This is a genomic window from Cohnella massiliensis (assembly GCF_900169535.1).
Lineage (GTDB): Bacteria > Bacillota > Bacilli > Paenibacillales > Paenibacillaceae > Cohnella > Cohnella algarum.
On record NZ_LT821259.1, the window covers coordinates 2,103,220 to 2,120,744 of the forward strand.

Here is a 17,525-nt window from a genome sequence, read left to right on the forward strand (position 1 = left end):
CGTTAAACTAGTTTAACAAAACGGACCGATCAACACGAAAAATTAAAAAAAGTCTTCATCCTTTATAATCTTCGTTTTACAAAACTAGTTTAATATCCATATTGGGAAGCGGAGGAAAGAGTATGCCTAATATGAACGATGTGGCAAAGGTGGCAGGCGTTTCTAAAAGCACGGTGTCGAACGTGTTCAGCGGCAAGCGAGCGATCAGCGAAGCCGTGCGAGAGCGCGTGCTGAATTCGGCCAGGGAGCTCAATTACCGGCCGAACTATTTCGCAAGAAGCATGGTCACGAAGGAAACGCGGATCATCGGGCTGGTGATGGACGGCCGGAAGGTGAAATTCAATCAGTACAATCTCTCGTTTTTTAACGGCGTATTGAAAGAGTGCAATCGGCAGGGCTATCGGCTGCTGATCGACACGCTGCCCGACGAGTTCCGAAACCAGGTGACGCAGATGACCTCCGACCCGGCGGACGGGGAGATCATTCTCGACCCGTCGACGTCGGACAAGCGCATTGAAGAGCGCGCGGCAAGCGGGCGGATCATGACGATCATCGGCAAGCCGCCGAAAAAATTCGAATCGAACCTGTCCTATGTGAACAACGACAACGTCATGGCGGCAGAAGCGGCGACGGCCCATTTGCTCGAACTGGGACACCGCAATATTTTGCTCATCAATGCGGTCAAGCAGCACACTGTCAGCCAGGACCGCAGGGCCGGCTACGAGGCGGCTTTTCAGAAGCGCGGGCTTGCGCCGGACGAACGATTTTCCGTCTTTCGGGACGAAGCGGTCAGCTCGATCGAGTACGGTTACGAAACGGCTGTAAAATTCCTGCGGCGCTTTGCCCGGATTACGGCCGTCATCGCCGATACGGACCAGATCGCGTTGGGCGTGTACCGCGCATTGTCCGAACTGGGGTTGGCGGTCCCCCGCGACGTGTCGGTTATCGCCTTCAACAACGATACCGTCTATCCGAACGAGTTCAATCCGCCCCTGACGTGCATCGAATTGAACGGCGAGACGCTCGGGCAGGAGGCGGCCAAGCTGCTGATCGAACAGCTGAAGGCCAAGGAAAAGCTCGTCAAGCAAGTGATCATCCAAAGCAAGCTCGTAGAGAGGGCCTCCTGCGGTCCGGTTCGGTCGATTTTCCCGTCGGATTCATGAAACGAAGCGAGCCGACGTGAAAATAGAAGTGTTTTCATTAAAAGAGCGGAGGGAGATTTCTTTGCGGTTCAAGTCGGCTTACGGATGTATGGTCATGGTGCTCGTCATCGCTTTGCTTGCGGCGTGCACGGGGGGCAACGAAACGGCAACGAACGGTAGCGGGACGCAGGCGCCGGCAACGGAAACGGCGGCGTCCCAGACGCCGACTTCGAGCAGCGGACAAGCGTCCGGCTCCGGAGACTACAAGGAAGCGCCGATGCTGGCGGAGCTGGTGAAAGCGGGGACGCTGGCGAACGTCGCCGAGCGGCTGCCGGCCAAGGAAGACATTATGGTGGAGCCGGTCGTCGAAAAAATCGGACAGTACGGCGGCGAATGGAATTTCCCCTGGAACGGACCGGACGACAAATGGTCGATCGGCCTGCCGACGGAAGAGGCCCTGTTCCGCTTCAACAAGGAGGGGACCGGCGTCGAGCCGAACGTCGCCAAAGGCTACGATGTCAACGCGGACTCGACGGAGTATCTCATCTACCTGCGCAAAGGGATGAAATGGTCGGACGGCGTGCCGTTCACGGCCGACGACGTGATCTTTTACTGGGAGCATATGCTCCTTCCCGAAACGTTCGGCAAAGCGCTTTACGACTGCTATTATTCCGTCGACCCCGTCACCGGGGAAAAAGCGCGCGCGGACGTAACCAAGGTGGACGATTACACGGTCAAGGTTACGTTCAAGCACCCGAACGTCATGTTCCTGGAGCGGCTGGCCATCGACAACAAATGGTTTTTCGCGCCGGCCCACTATTACAAAACGATTTTGCCGGAATTTATCGGCGAGCAGGCGGCGCTTGCGAAGGCGAAGGAATACGGCTTCGAGGACCTGAAAAACTTCGGCGTATGGACGGGCTATTACTACTGGCTGTACTCGCAGCGCCCGACGCTGCGCGCCTGGGTCGCCAAAAACGACATGAACAGCGACCGCTTCATCATGGAGCGCAATCCTTATTATTTCAAGACGGACGCCGAAGGCAACCAGCTGCCGTACATCGATCGCATCGTGTTGACGAAAATGCAGGACAAGAGCCATAAACTGCTCGAAACGATGGCCGGAAACGTCGAAATCACGACGTTCGATTTTACCGACTTCACGGTGCTGAAAGAAAACGAGCAAAAAGGCGGCTACCGCGTCATTCCGTGGACAACGCCGAATTGGTCCAGCACGGGCGTGCAGCTGAACCAGACGACGGAGGATCCGAAGCTGCGCGAGCTGTTCCAGGACATCCGGTTCCGCGAAGCGCTGTCGGTCGCGGTCGACCGCACGGAAGTGTCGGAGATCATCACGAACGGACTCGGCGAGCCGAGACAGGCTTCGGTGCCGGAAGGCCTGCCGAATTATCAGGAAGGCTGGGCGCAGCAGTGGGTGGAGTACGACACGGCGCGCGCCGCCCGGCTTCTAGACGAAATCGGCCTGAAGTGGGATTCCGCCAACAAGTATCGGACGTTTGCGGACGGTTCCGCGCTTACGCTGACGATTTATCAGGAAGATACGGCTGACAACGAGAAATTTATCGAGTTGATCCGCAAGTATTACGAGGCGATCGGCCTGAGAACGGACGTGAAAATCGTCGATCAGGGCTCGTATTTCGACCTGAAGTACGCCAACAAAATCCCGGTGGCCGTCAAAACGGTAAGCATCGTCAACGTGGCGTTCCGTCCGGACGAGCTCGTGCCGCTGCGCGTCATCACGCCGTGGTTCGGACACTACGGGCTGTACACCTCCTCGCAAGGGAAGGAAGGCGTCAAGCCGGAAGGCGATATCGCCAAGATTCTCGAGCATTGGGACAAGGTAAAGGCCGCGAAGACGAAAGAAGAAGTGCAAAAGTGGACCGACGAAATCGTCAAGCTGCATCAGAAAAACCAATGGGTCATCGGCTACACGGGACCGACGCCGGTGCTCGTCGTGGCGAAAAACAATTTGCGGAACGTGCCGACGCTCGTCAGCTCGGACGAATTCCGCGGACTCGGACACGCGCATCCGGCTCAGTTCTTCCTGGAGTCGTAATCCCGAGGCCGAGTTAGCCGGACCTTGACCAACGACGAATGCCAGGGGGACGAAGGAGCCGATAGAACGGAACCGAACGCCCCCTGGCTTTTTATTGAAATTCCGGAAGGAGTTATCGGCCCGATGCTTCGCTACATTTCACGCCGAACGCTGGTCATGGTTCCCGTCGTGTTCGTCGTGTCCATGATCGTTTTCTTCATCATCCAGCTGCCGCCGGGCGACTTCGTCAGCGGCTACGCCGCCAAAATGGCGACCAGCGGCGAAATCATGGACGAGCGGGCGCTCGCGCTGCTCCGCGAGTCGTACGGCCTGGACCGGCCGTGGTACGAGCAGTATTGGACATGGATTTGGGGGATCGTCACGGAAGGCGATTTCGGGTATTCTCTCAGCTACAATCGTCCGGTATCGGACATCATCGGCCAGTACATGGGCATTACGGTGCTGGTGTCGGTACTGTCGATGCTGTTTACGTACATCGTCGCGATCCCGATCGGGATTTTGAGCGCGGTGAAGCCCTATTCCTTTTTCGATTATTTGGCGACCGGCATCGGCTTTCTCGGCATGGCGATGCCCAACTTCCTGTTTGCGATCATTCTGATGTTCCTGTCGTTCAAGTGGTGGGGCGATCCGATGCTCGGCCTGTTTTCGCCGGAATTCGCGGACGCTCCGTGGACGGCCGCCAAGTGGGCCGATCTGTTTCAGCACATGATCATTCCGGTTATCGTCATCGGAACTTCCAATACATGCGAGCTGATCCGCGTCATGCGCGGCCAAATGCTCGACGAGATGTCGAAGCCCCACATCGCGACGGCTCGGGCCAAAGGGCTGCCGGAACGGCGCATTCTGCTCAAATACGCGGCGCGGGCCGCGATCAATCCGATCGTCAGCACGCTCGGCTGGTCGCTGACGACGATTTTCACCGGCTCGACCATTACCGCGATCGTCCTGAATCTCCCTACCCAGGGGCCGGTCATGCACAAGGCGCTGCTCAGCCAGGACATGTATCTGGCCGGCAGCTGGCTGCTGTTGATGGCTGTCTTTACGCTGATCGGGACGCTCGTTTCGGATATTTTGCTGGCGTGGCTTGATCCAAGGATCCGGCTCGAGCGGAAGGGGGCCGGGGCATGAGCGTCGAGACGAAAACGGCGCCGCGCCGCCGCTTCCTGCGCGGAGAAAGGCCGGCGAAGCCGGAGCGGGCGGCCTCTCATTGGCGCCTGATGTACCGCGAGCTGAAACGTCACCGGCTAGCCCGGATCAGCCTGATCGTGCTGGCCGCGCTCTATCTGATGGCGCTGCTGGGCAACTTCATCGCGCCGCAGGGGCTCGAGAGCTACAGCAGCGAGTACATGAACAGCGCGCCGACGAAAATCCGGTTCGTCGATGCCGAAGGAAAGTTTCATCTCCAGCCGTTCGTCTACGGCTTGAAGTCCGAGCGCGATCCGGAAACGCTGCGCAAGCGGTTCGTCGAGGATCCGTCGCAAACGTACCCGATCAAGCTGTTCGTTCGCGGCGAAAGCTATTCCTTTCTCGGGCTGTTCGAAACGAACGTGCACCTGTTCGGAGTCGACGAGCCCGGCCGGCTGTTTCTGTTCGGCACCGACGGCATGGGGCGCGATTTGTTCTCCCGCGTCGTCCTCGGAAGCCAGGTATCGCTGACCGTGCCGCTGGTCGGCGTTGCGATCAGCTTCGTGCTCGGCCTGCTGATCGGCGGCATATCGGGCTACGCGGGCGGACGCACGGATGCGGTCATTCAACGCTTCATTGACATCGTCCGGTCGTTTCCGACGCTGCCGCTCTGGATGGCGCTAGCCGCGGCGATTCCGCCCCGGGTCGGGGTGGTCGAAATGTTCGTGTACATCACGATCATCATGGCGTTCATCGAATGGACCGGACTCGCCCGCGTCGTCCGCAGCAAATTCATCGCGCTGCGAAACGAGGATTACGTCACGGCGGCAAAAATCGCGGGCGTCGGCGATCTGAAGATCATTTTCGTCCATCTGGTTCCCGGATTCATCAGCTATCTCGTCGTCGCGGCGACGCTGGCCATTCCCGGCATGATCATCGGGGAGACGGCGATGAGCTTTCTCGGGCTCGGCATCCGTTCGCCCGCCACGAGCTGGGGCGTGCTGATGCAAGAAGCCCAGCAGATCGAAAACGTCGCGCTGTATCCTTGGAAGCTGATTCCGGTGCTCTTCGTCATCGTAACGGTGTTGGCGTTCAATTTTCTCGGGGACGGGCTTCGCGACGCGGCGGATCCTTACAGCCACGAAAGCGGCAGGAAAGCGAAGGAAAAGAGGTGGCGCAAATGGCGCGGGCGAGACCGGCAGCTGCCGGCGTAACGAAAGAAGGGGCGGCCCCCGGTGCGGACCTGCCGGCCGCCGAGGTGAAGGGGCTGCGCGTCGGCTTCCGGACGGAGGCGGGCATCGTGCAGGCGGTGAACGGGATCGACCTTGCGATCCCCCGCGGGCGAACGCTTGCGCTCGTCGGCGAGTCGGGCTGCGGCAAAAGCGTGACGGGCAAAGCGCTGCTGGCGCTGTTTCCGAAGCACGCCGAGACGGAGGGAGAAATCTGGCTTGCGCCGGAAGGCGAAACGGGCGCGTCCGGCCGCTTCGATCTGCTGAAACTGAAGCCGAACGGCAAGGAAATGCGCGCCGTGCGCGGCGGCACGGTGTCGATGATTTTCCAGGAGCCGATGACGGCGCTTTCGCCCCTGCATACAGTCGGGGATCAAATCATGGAGAACGTGCTGCTGCACCGTACCCGCAGCCGCAAGGAAGCGAAAGAAATCGCGCTCGACATGATGCGGCGCGTCGGCATCTCCGTGCCCGAGCAGCGGTTTCGCCAATATCCGCATGAATTTTCCGGCGGCATGCGGCAGCGCGCCATGATCGCCATGGCGCTGTCGTGCCGGCCCGCGCTGCTCGTCGCGGACGAACCGACGACGGCGCTCGACGTCACGATTCAGGCGCAGGTGCTCGAGCTGATGAAGCAGCTGCAGCGGGAAATGGGCATGGCGATCCTGTTCATTACGCACGATCTTGGCGTGGTCGCGGAAACCGCCGACGAAGTAGCGGTCATGTACTTGGGACGCATCGTCGAGAGAGCGCCCGTGCGCGAGCTGTTCCGCGATCCGAAGCATCCGTACACGAAGGGGCTGCTGCGTTCGATTCCGAGGATCGGCGGCGGGGAGAGCCGGCTGGCCTCGATCGAAGGCACGGTGCCGCTGCCGCTCGGACGCCCCCCGATGTGCGGGTTTTACGAGCGCTGCCCGGACCGGATCGAGGGGCTTTGCAACCGGCATATCGTCCCGGAAACGCTCGCGGGCGACCGGCACCGGGTCCGCTGCTTTCTATACGGAGGGGCGGAGGCGGCCGAAGCGAGCTCGGAAGGCGAAGCGCGCCGCATCCCCGGCGGCGAGGCAAAGGAGATGGAATCGGATGGCTGAAACGCTGCTTCAGGTGGAAGGAATGACGAAGCTTTACCCGGGAAAGCGCAAAAATGCGCCGATTCGGGCGGTGGCGGACGTTTCGTTCGAGGTCCGGCGGGGCGAAGTGTTCAGCCTCGTCGGGGAATCGGGCTGCGGCAAGACGACGCTCGGACGCTGCATCGTCCGCGGGCTCGAAGCGAGCTCCGGCCGGGTGCTGTACACGCCGGAAGAAGGGGAGACGGTCGATTTTTTATCGGCGGACAAGCGCACGTACAAGCGGCTGCGCAAAGAGCTCCAGCTCATTTTTCAGGATCCGTATTCCTCGCTCAATCCCCGGATGACCGTCTTCGACATCATCAGCGAGCCGCTGCGGGCGAATGCCCGGCTGGGGCGCCGGGAGCTGGAGGAGCGCGTGGCCGCGATCGCCGCGAAAACCGGGCTCGATCCGCAATATTTGCGCCGTTACCCGCACGCCTTTTCCGGCGGCCAGCGGCAGCGGATCGGCATCGCCCGGGCGCTCGTCACCGAGCCGAAGCTGGTCGTTTGCGACGAGGCGGTATCCGCGCTGGACGTTTCGATTCAGGCGCAAATCATCAATCTGCTGAAGGATTTGCGGGAACAGTTGAACATGACCTATTTATTCATTTCGCACGACCTGTCCGTCGTGGAGCATTTGTCCGACCGGGTGGCCGTCATGTATTTGGGCCGGATCGTCGAGCTGGCGCCGAAAAACGAGCTGTTTGCGCGTCCGCTGCACCCGTATACGCAGTCGCTCCTGTCCGCGGTGCCCCTGCCGGATCCGGAGCTTGCGCGCGAGCGGCTGCTGCTTGAAGGCGAGGTGCCGAATCCGGCCGATCCGCCTTCCGGCTGCGCGTTTCACCCGCGCTGTCCGTTCCGGACCGAACGGTGCGAGCGGGAGGCGCCGCCGTTGCGGGAGATCATGCCGGAGCGTTTAGCGGCTTGTCATTATGCAGGGGAGCTTGCGCTTCCGGGCGCGATCGGAACGAAAAAGGAGGCGGCGGAATGAGGGAGAAAAAGGCTCTCGTCGTGTTTCTGGATTGCGGCGATACGCTGGTGGACGAAGGCAGCGAAGTGAAGGACGAGAACGGCATCGTGCTGCGGGCGGACCTGATTCCGGGAGCGAAGGAGACGGTCCGAACGCTCTACGAAAGAGGCTATACGCTCGCGCTGGTGGCGGACGGGGCGGCTCAGTCGTTCAAAAATACGTTGACGCAGAACGGCATTTACGATTATTTCGACGCGATGATCTACTCGGAGACGATCAAGGCGACCAAGCCCGACCGCCGCATGTTCAAGGCGGCCGTCGGGGCGCTCGATCTCGGAGAGGCCGACTACGGCCGGATCGTCATGGTCGGCAACAACCTGAGCCGGGACGTCAAAGGCGCCCGGGCGTTCGGCATCGCCTCGGTTTTTCTCGCTTGGACCCCGCGTTATCCGCACGTGCCCGCCGACGAAAGCGAGCGTCCGGATTACGTCATCCATGAGCCGCTCGAGCTGCTGGAGCTCGTCGAGCGATTGAACGAGGCCGTCGAGGGCCGTTTGATGCAAATCGATCGTCAAAGGAGCCATTCCTGTAATGAATTAAAATGCGGTTTGCAAAACAAAAAGCGCCTCCTGTATGCTGGGTCTCGGAATGGTGCACATTCACTGCCCTAATTAAGAGGAGGACGCTCACTATGAAGTTTAACCAATCGAGCAAGCAAAATCAACGGATTTCGAGAATTTCTGAAACAACATTGGTCATCGGGACGGATATCGCGAAGCACAACCATGTCGCTCGGGCCTTCACCTACCGTGGCATTGAGCTCGGTAAGCGTTGCCTGTTCCAGAACGACGAGAATGGCCTACTGGACTTGTTGGCCTGGGCCGAATCCATCCAGCAAGAACATGGACTGACGGACGTACTACTTGGCGTAGAGCCCACCGGGCACTACTGGTTCCCGCTGTTTCACTTCCTGAAGCAGCGCAGCATCGAAGTGGTGCTCGTGAATCCGCATCACGTCAAGAAAAGCAAGGAACTCGACGACAACTCGCCGACCAAGAACGACATCAAAGATGCGAAGGTCGTCGCCAAACTCGTCATCGACGGACGCTATACACAGCCGCAGCTGCCGGAGGGTGTTTACGCCGACCTGCGTGTACTGATGAACCAGCGTGACCGTCTATGCGGGGATTTGAATCGGGTGAAAGGAAGAATCCACAATTGGCTGGATCGCTTCTTTCCCGAATATAGGCAAGTGTTTAAAGACTGGGAAGGCAAGGCCTCGCTCATTACGTTGCAACACTTTCCGCTGCCACAAGACGTCGTCTCCGCCGGCGAAACGACAGTCGTGGCGACTTGGAAGAAGAACGATGTGAAACGAGCTGTGGGCCCCAAGAGAGCGGGACTGCTCTACCGGAAAGCCCAAACGTCCATCGGCCTCACGGAAGGCGCTACGGCGGCCAAACATGAGCTAGCCATGTATTTGGAACAGTACGCCATGCTGTGCAGGCAGATCGAACAACTGATGGAGCATGTGGCGGATCTGGTGGAACAGATTCCGGGCGCCACCCACATGATGAGCATTCCGTGTATCGGCCTCATCACTGTGGCAGGATTCCTGGCGGAAGTCGGAGACTTGAGCGGCTACGATCACAGCAGGCAAATCGTTCGTCACGCCGGTCTCAGCCTGCGAGAAAACAGCTCCGGGCTTCACAAAGGGGAAACGACCATCAGCAAGCGAGGTCGTTGTCGTCTCCGGGCTTTGCTGTACCGGTCTGCACTGACCTTGCTTGCCCCAAATCCGGCGTTCCTCGCACTGCACCTGTACTCCACGACGCGCCGGGATAATCCGCTGAAAAAAAAGCAGTCGATGATTGCGATTTCGAGCAAGCTCATTCGAGTCATGTTTGAGCTAGGCCGTAAACAGAAGAACTATGACGTCAGCAAAGTACTCGGCCCCCATCGGGAGGCTCAATTGCAAGCGGCAGCTTAATTCATTCACAGATGGATAACTCACTTTGGTTTCATCGCTTACACACATGTTGATCTTTGACAAACGAAGCACGGATAGGCTGGGAGTAATCGATTCCATTAGGGCAACGACCCCGTAAAGGAGCTAACCTGGCCTCCACCCCTTGAGAGGTAGAACGAAGGAATGTAAGGGCAACGACCCAGGGAGATATGGGAGGGTAAACCGCAAGGGCACATGAGGAGATCCATATGCGACCATACGGCTTTCAAAAAGTGGGGTGGTCCCCACCTCTATTCCCGCCAACAGGTCGATCCCAAATATTCGCTCCGCGTCAAATCTTATCCAAGGGAGCCTCGGATGTCAAAGTTGAAATCCTGAGAAAATGCGAGAAAAACGGAGAAAAGATTAATTTATTGAGGGAGAGAGAAACATGAGTTTAAACGGAAAAGTCGCTATCGTCACCGGAGCGTCGCGGGGCATCGGGCGGCAGGCAGCCGTCCAATTGGCGAAATCCGGCGCAAAGGTCGTCGTCAATTATTCCTCGAATGAAGGAAAAGCGGGCGAGACGGTAAAAACCATCGAACGATTCGGCGGCGTCGCGACGGCCATCCGCGCGGATGTGAGCAAAGTGAGCGAAGTCGAAGCGTTGTTCTCGGAAACGCTCGAGCGATTCGGACGTTTGGACATTCTGGTCAACAATGCCGGCATCATGGAATGCGCGGCTCTCGCGGACGTGACGGAGGAAATGTTCGACCGGCATTTCGCGATCAATGTGAAAGGGACTTATTTCGCTTGCCAACAAGCGATGAAGAGCATGTCGGAAGGCGGCACGATCCTCAATTTTTCGACTTCCGTATCGGGCGCGATGCTTCCGACGTACAGCGTCTACGCCGCAACGAAAGGTGCGGTCGAGCAGTTGACCCGTCAATTGGCGAAGGAATTCGGTCCCAAGGATATCACCATCAATTGCATCGCGCCGGGTCAAGTGTCGACCGAGCTGTTCCTGAACGGAAAATCGGAGGCGTTGATCGACTCGTACCGCCGAATGAATGCGTTCGGACGGCTGGGGGAACCGGAGGATATCGCGAACGCGATCGAGCTGCTGGTCAGCGACAAAGCGCGCTGGATAACGGGACAGACCATTCGCGTAAACGGCGGGTTTAATTGAACAGTCGAGCAACCGGTTCAACTAACAAGGATTTCCAGCCCCTGCGTCGAAGTTCATTAAAGGATTTGACGATGAAAAATTGGGGGCCGGATCATGGTTCGCATTCGGGATGTGATGATGAAGAACGAAGAGGAACGGTTCGTCGGACGCTCGCGCGAGCTGGCGCTCCTGCGCAAAGAACTAGCCGCCGACCATGAAAATTGGCGGCTTGTGCATTTGCACGGGCCGGGCGGCATCGGGAAGACCGGTCTGCTTCGAAGCTTTGCTAGGGAAACCGGCGAGGCGACCGTGTGGATTGGCGGCGAGGAGCAGCATGCTCCCCATGACTTTCTGAACCGATTGCGCATGCGGCTGATCGAAAAAGGGTGGGAGCTTCCCGTTTCCGAAACGGCCGACGATGGCGCCGCTCTTGCGGAGGTTCTGAACCGGGAAGCCGTTGCCCGGCAAGGCTTCGTTTTGATTTTGGATTCGTTCGAGGAATGCAAACCGATTGAAAAATGGCTGCGCGACTTCTGGCTTCCTCGGCTTTCCGTTCGCGTTCGCGTCTGCACGGCGGGAAGGTATCCGTTGGAAGGGGAATGGCTGCGGGCTCCGGGCTGGACCGGTCTCGTATACAACCTCAAGCTGGGACCGTTAAACCGCAGCGCGATTTATCGATATACCCGATCTCGCGGCATTCAGGATCATGAAACGCGCGATGCCATCGAGAGATTTTCCAAGGGAATTCCTTTGGCTCTGACGCTTGCCTGCGATGCCGTTTTGCGGAACGGGCCGGAAGTTCTTCGGGAAGGTTCCTTGCAGAGGCAAATGATCCAGTCCTTATGCACCGTCCTTTTGCAGGATCTGAAAAACTCGTTTGAAAAACAGTTGCTTGATGCGGCCTCCATTTTCTGGCGCTTCGATCAGGAGATGCTGGAAGAAGTAGCGGGACAGGAAATCCCGGACGAAGCCTTCCGCGAATTTACCGGTTTGCCGTTTGTCTCCTTATCGGACGAAGGGGGGTGGAGCGTCGTCGATGCCGTCAGGGATTGGATAAAAGCGGATTTGCGCAACCGCGCTCCGGAAACCTACGACCTGTATCGGCGAAAAGCTTTATTCTTCCTGCAGAGACGGCTTGCCGCGGCGCCGGCCGATCTAAAAAGACAACTGATGGTCGAACTGCTTTATTTGCACGATAACGAGCTTCTCCGCAATTACGGCTTTCGCGGCCAGGGGGAACGCTTTCAGGTGGAGGTGCGCGCGGCGGACGACACGGATTTGCCCGCAATGGGGAAGATGTATCGGGATTGGACCTCCACGATTCCGCCTTATTTGCCGGACGAGACGCATCAGGAAAGCTATTTTCGCGCGGTCTGGGAAGCGGAACCGTCGTCCTTTACGGTTTTTTGGGCGGACGGCCGGCTTGCGGCGTTTTACGCTCTGGTTCCGCTGAAACCGGAAACCCGATCGATTTTTCAAGAAAACCCTATCTTTCGCGCCTATCTTTCTCAATCGCCGCTGCAGGAAAAGGAATACCTGATCTGGTTGGGATGCAAGCTTCCCGATTTCGACCCCTCCATCTTCGGCTATCTCCTGCGGTACCTGTTATTGAATCTGGCCGATAAATTGATTACGACTCTGACGCCGATCGCCTATTTTGCGGATATTTATGCTTCAATCGGTTTCCAGCGGCTGCCATGGGCGGATTCCCGTTATACGAACGGGACCCCCGTGCGCGCTTATCAACTCGACTTGCGGGAGAGGGAGCTATCGGATCCGCTGACCGAGCGGCTGTTTTCGGACAACCCGAAAGGTTCCGTTTCCGTACAGGAAATTTCAGTGTTGCTAAAAAAAGCGTTGAACGACTCTCAGGCTCTCGAACTCGAACCTCATCTCCTTCGCACGCTGCAGGGCTCGAACAAAATCAGGCAAATGGCCCTGACGGAAGGCTCGGTTGCCGCCGCAGTCCGCAAAGCGCTGTCGGAAGGCCTGGAGCAAATGAGCAGGGGGACGGAGGAGGACCAACTTCTGGCGCAGGCTATCCGGCTCGCCTATATCCAAAAAATCGGCAAGCACGAAGTTGTAGCTGCCCGTCTCAGCCTTTCCCCAAGCACTTATTACCGTTATCTGAAAAAAGGCTTTGAGCGTTTAGCCCATGATTTGATAACCGAGTAAAGAGGGCCGTTCCCCGGATTGCGATATTTGCCTCCGGAACGGCCCTCTCTTGTTTTTACCTTAGAAACGCATGCCAATATGCGAATTCCAAGCACTCTCCCCAGCCCGAGCACTGGTAGTAAGTCGATGCCGTCTGGCGCGGCAACGCGCTGGCCGCCCCCGCCGTAACCGCGCTGAGCGCGATCGCGAGCGTAAACGCCGCGAGAAATTTACGGCCCCGGAAAAACTTCATTGGATCTCCCTCCTTTTGAAATCACGATAAGACAAAAGGACTCTCAACTTCAATTTCAAAATACTCTCGCGCCCCGCGACAGGAAAATGCCTGTATAATAAACAGGACGAACATTAACAAGCCTTGCGTTGGGGGAACTTGACTTATGCCGAAACGAATACTGCTTGCCGAGGACGACAGGGAGATCAGCCAGTTGATCGAAAGTCATTTGAAGCGGGAGAACTACGCCGTTTTTACGGCGCATGACGGAGAGGAAGCCGCTGCTCTTTTTCAACAGGAGAAATTCGATTTGATCCTGCTCGATTTGATGCTTCCCAAAGTAACCGGCATGGATTTGCTGAAACGAATTCGGGAAACGAGCGTCGTCCCCGTCCTGATTATTTCGGCAAAAGGAAGCGATCTCGACAAGGCGCTCGGACTGGGCTTCGGCGCGGACGATTATGTAAGCAAGCCGTTCTCCATGATCGAATTGACCGCTCGTGTCCAGGCTGCCATCCGCAGGGCCACGCAGTATATCCGGCCGGAAAACGAGCCGGCCGTCCATACGCTTCAGTTCAAGGATCTCGTTCTCGATATGCATGCGTTTTCCGCGCAAGTCGGGGGACGAACGGTACAGCTCACATCCAAGGAATTTCACATTATGAAGCTGTTTCTGACCCGTCAGGGCAGAGTGTTCACCAAGGAGCAAATTTATCAATTGATTTGGGAAGACGATTATTACGGGAATGAAAACGTCATTAACGTGCATATCCGGAGACTTCGGGAAAAAATCGAAGAGGATCCGTCGAACCCCCGGTACATTCGGACCGTTTGGGGAATCGGATATAAAATGGGCGAGTAGGCGATGGCGATCATTTTATACGTCCTCATCGGCGTTTTGGCTGCAATCGTCGGGTGGCAATGGGTTTCGGGAAAAAAAAGGAGCCGCCGCCTCCGGGACATTACGGATAAAATCGGCGACATCCTGGACCGGGAGACGGCCGAGAAGGTGCTTTTCCAAACAGGCCAGGCCGACCTTCGGCTTTTGCTCGTCCAGATCAATCGTTTGCTGGATCACAACCGGAAGATCATGGCGGATTACGCCCGAACGAAGGACAGTCTGCGGAAAATGATCTCCAACATGTCCCACGATTTGAAAACCCCCCTGACCGTCATTCTGGGGTATGCGGAAAAACTGAATCAGGAAATCCCGATGAGCGAAGAAGAAAAGAAGCAGACCGTGTCGAGGCTGAACGAGAAAGTGAACGGACTGATTGCTTTGGTCAATCAGTTTTTCGACCTTGTCAAAATCGAATCGGAAGATTACGAAATCCCTTTAAGCAAACTAGCCCTCAACGAAGTCTGCCGGCAAAGCGTGCTCGAGTTTTACGATCTGCTGGTCTCGAAAAATCTTCAGGTCGAGCTCGAAATCCCGGAACGGCCCATCTACATTCTCGGCAACGAGCACGCGCTGCAGCGAATTCTCGGCAATCTGATTTCCAATTCGATCCGGTACGGAAGCGACGGGGGCGTTTTTGGCTTGACGCTTCGCGAAGAAGGGGAATTCGTTGCCGTCGACGTTTGGGACCGGGGGAAAGGCATAACCGAGGCGCACCAGGACCGCGTATTCGAAAGACTTTATACGTTGGATGACGCCCGGAACCCGCAGTTCCAAGGAAGCGGTCTCGGCCTCAGCATTACCAAGCGCCTGACGGAGCAAATGAAGGGGACGATTCGGCTGAGCAGCTCGCCGCATGAGAAAACGACGTTTACCTGCACATTTAAACAATTGACTTTTTAAAAACGCCCGGGAGATGTTCCGACGAACATCTCTTTTTTCGTAAGAAACATGTAAGGATTGAGAAAGAAAAATCTTCATTCTCCGCATTAAGATAAAGTTAACCGAAAGAAACGAATTGAAATCGCAGGAGGCTCGGCTCATGAGCGACATCGTTCGGACTTACGAACTTACGAAAACAGCAAAAGGGAAAACGATCGTATCGAATGTAAATCTTCGGGTAAAAAAAGGCGAGATCTACGGTTTGCTCGGACCGAACGGCGCCGGGAAGACGACGATCATGAAAATGATCGCGGGACTCGTCCTGCCCACTTCCGGAGAGATTGAGCTGTTCGGAAAAAAACTCGCCGAAACCGCCAAAGAAGGGTTGAAACGGGTCGGCAGCATTATCGAATACCCGATCTTTTTCGAGCACTTGACGGCCATGCAAAATCTTGAGCTTCACTGCGAATATTTAGGCTTTTACGACAAAAAGGCGATTCGCGATGCGCTGGGCCTGGTCGATTTAAACGGAGTCGAACAACAGAAGGTCAAGGAATTTTCGCTGGGCATGAAGCAGCGGCTGGGCATCGCGCGGGCCGCGATCACGAAGCCGGAACTGATCGTCCTGGATGAGCCCACCAACGGCCTCGATCCGATCGGCATTAAAGACATGAGAGAATTGATTCAAACGCTGAACAAGGAATACGGCATTACGTTTCTTCTTTCCAGCCATATCCTGGGGGAAATCGAACAGGTGGCGGACCGGATCGGCGTCGTTCGGCACGGGCGATTGGCCGACGAAGTATCCATGCCGGATGTTAGACAGATGCGGACCGATTATATTGAAATCGTCGCCTCGAACGTGCAAAAATCGGTTTATTTGCTCGAACATCACCTTCGGCTTTCAAATCTGAAAATCGTACAGGACAACAAAATCCGGATTTATGACGCAAGTTTGTCCACGGGCGAGATTTCAAAACTGCTCATTACGCAAGGGATTGAAGTCGAGGAGATCCGGAAACATACGAGCACGCTCGAAGATTACTTTTATCATCGGATTCAAGGGGGAGATCGGCTTGATTAAGCTGATGGAGCTTGAATGGAGAAAATTGGAACGAAAAAAAGTCATCGGCGAATTGATCATTTATTGGGCGATCCTGACGTTTTTGCCGACGTTTTTTCTAAAAGTCGTATTTGCCGACCTCCCGACCGCCGATTTCAACCAAAGCTATTCCAATGCCATGGCGCTGATGCTGCCGATTCAAATGGGGTTTGTTATGTTCGGGGCTTCTCTTATCAATCACGTATTTATCGAAGAGTATAAAAATAAAACGATCGCGCTCTCCTTCGGATACCCGATCAGCCGGAAGCGGCTGGTCACGGCGAAAGCGATGTTTATCGTTTCGGCGGTTTTCATCTGCACGGTTATCTCTTTCGCGCTTGCCGGCATCGCAACCTACGCGCTCGATCGGGCGCTGGGCGTGATTGCCGGGGAACCCTCGTTGGCCGACATTGCGGTCTATGCGTTTCGGGCGATTATTCATTCCCTCGTTGTCGCTCTTGCTTCCCTGATTCCGCTATTTTGCTTCGGGCTTTGGCGGAGGGCGGTCGTCCCGACGGTCATTTTCGCCGTCGCCATCATTCAGCTTCCAACCTTGCTCGGTCTGATTCAAATTTCGGTGAATCCGGATGCGATGTACGCGACTCTCAGTCTATTGGGGCTTGTGAGTGCATACTTGTCCGTTCTGACGGCGAACACATTAGGGGATTTGTGATCGGCTTTGTTTGAAAAACCGTCCCGCGTTCGGGGCGGATTTTTTTTCGGGAACCTTTACAAGAAGGTTTCAGTGTAGTGCAAAATGATCGCTGATTCCCTCCCGCGAGGGAGAAAACCAGGCCGCCGGGCGACGAAGGCCTGGTTTTCTTTTTTCCGTACGATGCGGAGAAGTTTATGAGCCGTCGCTGCAATCGCAACTAACGAGACCAAATCCAGAAGCTCCGCCGCACCACGCTCATCGACGAAGCTACCCTCTTAGAAAGGAAGCGCGGCTTTCCTGTTCTGCCGCAGGGCGCTGTTTCTTGACCTGCTTCAACGCGGCGACGATCAGGAAGCCGACGATGACGAGAAGAAGCCAGGAACTGACCTTGCCGAAATGAACGAGACGCCAGGCGCCGGATTGATTCGGGTACTCCCACGCGCGAAAAAAGGTGGCGACATTCTCCGCGATCCAAATAAAGAAGCCGATCAGCACGAAAGAGAGGGCGAACGGCATTCGGTAGCGGCGACTACCGACCTCGTAGGTCACCCATGTTCGCCAAAATACGACCAGCACCAAGGCCGACAGCCACCAGCGAACGTCGATCCAAAAATGATGGGTGAAGAAATTCAGGTAGATGGAAGCCGCAAACGCCACCTTCTTGCGGTAAAGTAGGGCCAGGCGGCAACCGGGAACGTCAAACCATTTCGGATGCAAGTGAAGTATCGCACAATTGAAAGCGTTGTCATTTGACGAATTTTTAGGCTTGGCTGAAGAATTTACTGAATTTTCCCAGGCATCAGCGATAAAGAATAAATATTTATTGTAAATCGA

15 protein-coding genes and 1 pseudogene are annotated in these 17,525 nt (G+C 56.5%); 14 read left to right on the plus strand and 2 right to left on the minus strand.

Annotated features, from left to right (window positions below):
• Positions 1-131 precede the first annotated feature (131 nt).
• The 10 genes from B7E11_RS23550 to B7E11_RS23595 all read left to right on the plus strand — a co-directional run bounded on the left by B7E11_RS23550 (position 132) and on the right by B7E11_RS23595 (position 12,943).
• Positions 132-1,163, plus strand: coding sequence for a LacI family DNA-binding transcriptional regulator (locus B7E11_RS23550; RefSeq protein ID WP_245809806.1), 1,032 nt, complete (start codon positions 132-134; stop codon positions 1,161-1,163).
• 61 nt (positions 1,164-1,224) lie between these two features.
• Positions 1,225-3,219, plus strand: coding sequence for an ABC transporter substrate-binding protein (locus tag B7E11_RS23555; protein ID WP_240353371.1), 1,995 nt, complete (start codon positions 1,225-1,227; stop codon positions 3,217-3,219).
• 123 nt (positions 3,220-3,342) lie between these two features.
• Positions 3,343-4,347 (plus strand): ABC transporter permease, encoded by a 1,005-nt coding sequence (locus tag B7E11_RS23560; RefSeq protein WP_080840967.1) that lies wholly within the window; start codon positions 3,343-3,345, stop codon positions 4,345-4,347.
• Positions 4,344-5,558: an ABC transporter permease gene (locus B7E11_RS23565; RefSeq protein WP_080839411.1), complete on the plus strand. Its 1,215-nt coding sequence runs from the start codon at positions 4,344-4,346 to the stop codon at positions 5,556-5,558. Before B7E11_RS23560 ends, B7E11_RS23565 begins: the two co-directional genes overlap by 4 nt.
• Positions 5,525-6,664 (plus strand): ABC transporter ATP-binding protein, encoded by a 1,140-nt coding sequence (locus B7E11_RS23570; protein WP_080839413.1) that lies wholly within the window; start codon positions 5,525-5,527, stop codon positions 6,662-6,664. The genes B7E11_RS23565 and B7E11_RS23570 overlap by 34 nt, the downstream gene beginning before the upstream one ends.
• Complete coding sequence (locus tag B7E11_RS23575; protein ID WP_080839414.1) at positions 6,657-7,673, plus strand: ABC transporter ATP-binding protein; 1,017 nt, start codon at positions 6,657-6,659, stop codon at positions 7,671-7,673. The genes B7E11_RS23570 and B7E11_RS23575 overlap by 8 nt, the downstream gene beginning before the upstream one ends.
• Positions 7,670-8,323, plus strand: a complete 654-nt coding sequence (locus tag B7E11_RS23580) for an HAD family hydrolase (protein WP_080839416.1) — start codon at positions 7,670-7,672, stop codon at positions 8,321-8,323. Before B7E11_RS23575 ends, B7E11_RS23580 begins: the two co-directional genes overlap by 4 nt.
• Positions 8,324-8,343: 20 nt before the next feature.
• Positions 8,344-9,642 carry an IS110 family RNA-guided transposase gene (locus B7E11_RS23585; RefSeq protein ID WP_080839418.1) on the plus strand — a complete coding sequence of 433 codons (1,299 nt, stop codon included), beginning with the start codon at positions 8,344-8,346 and terminating at the stop codon, positions 9,640-9,642.
• A 409-nt stretch (positions 9,643-10,051) separates the two neighbouring features.
• Positions 10,052-10,789, plus strand: coding sequence for an SDR family oxidoreductase (locus tag B7E11_RS23590; protein WP_080839419.1), 738 nt, complete (start codon positions 10,052-10,054; stop codon positions 10,787-10,789).
• A gap of 93 nt (positions 10,790-10,882) precedes the next feature.
• Positions 10,883-12,943, plus strand: a complete 2,061-nt coding sequence (locus B7E11_RS23595; protein WP_080839421.1) for an AAA family ATPase — start codon at positions 10,883-10,885, stop codon at positions 12,941-12,943.
• Positions 12,944-12,998: 55 nt separating this feature from the next.
• On the opposite strand, the gene B7E11_RS29770 is transcribed toward B7E11_RS23595, so the two are convergent.
• A complete protein-coding gene (locus tag B7E11_RS29770) occupies positions 12,999-13,175 on the minus strand; it encodes a hypothetical protein (RefSeq protein WP_176220871.1) in 177 nt (58 codons plus the stop codon).
• 145 nt (positions 13,176-13,320) lie between these two features.
• Here B7E11_RS29770 and B7E11_RS23600 point away from each other — a divergent pair, with 145 nt between their 5' ends.
• The 4 genes from B7E11_RS23600 to B7E11_RS23615 all read left to right on the plus strand — a co-directional run bounded on the left by B7E11_RS23600 (position 13,321) and on the right by B7E11_RS23615 (position 16,709).
• The gene (locus B7E11_RS23600) at positions 13,321-14,016 is read left to right on the plus strand and encodes a response regulator transcription factor (RefSeq protein WP_080839423.1); all 696 of its coding nucleotides are present in this window, start codon (positions 13,321-13,323) and stop codon (positions 14,014-14,016) included.
• A 3-nt stretch (positions 14,017-14,019) separates the two neighbouring features.
• A complete protein-coding gene (locus B7E11_RS23605) occupies positions 14,020-14,955 on the plus strand; it encodes a sensor histidine kinase (protein ID WP_080839425.1) in 936 nt (311 codons plus the stop codon).
• A gap of 139 nt (positions 14,956-15,094) precedes the next feature.
• Positions 15,095-16,018: an ABC transporter ATP-binding protein gene (locus B7E11_RS23610; protein WP_080839428.1), complete on the plus strand. Its 924-nt coding sequence runs from the start codon at positions 15,095-15,097 to the stop codon at positions 16,016-16,018.
• Positions 16,011-16,709 carry an ABC transporter permease gene (locus B7E11_RS23615; protein ID WP_080839430.1) on the plus strand — a complete coding sequence of 233 codons (699 nt, stop codon included), beginning with the start codon at positions 16,011-16,013 and terminating at the stop codon, positions 16,707-16,709. The genes B7E11_RS23610 and B7E11_RS23615 overlap by 8 nt, the downstream gene beginning before the upstream one ends.
• A gap of 249 nt (positions 16,710-16,958) precedes the next feature.
• On the opposite strand, the pseudogene B7E11_RS23620 reads toward B7E11_RS23615, so the two are convergent.
• Positions 16,959-17,371 (minus strand): annotated as a pseudogene (locus B7E11_RS23620) (DUF817 family protein); the annotation flags it as partial.
• Positions 17,372-17,525 lie beyond the last annotated feature (154 nt).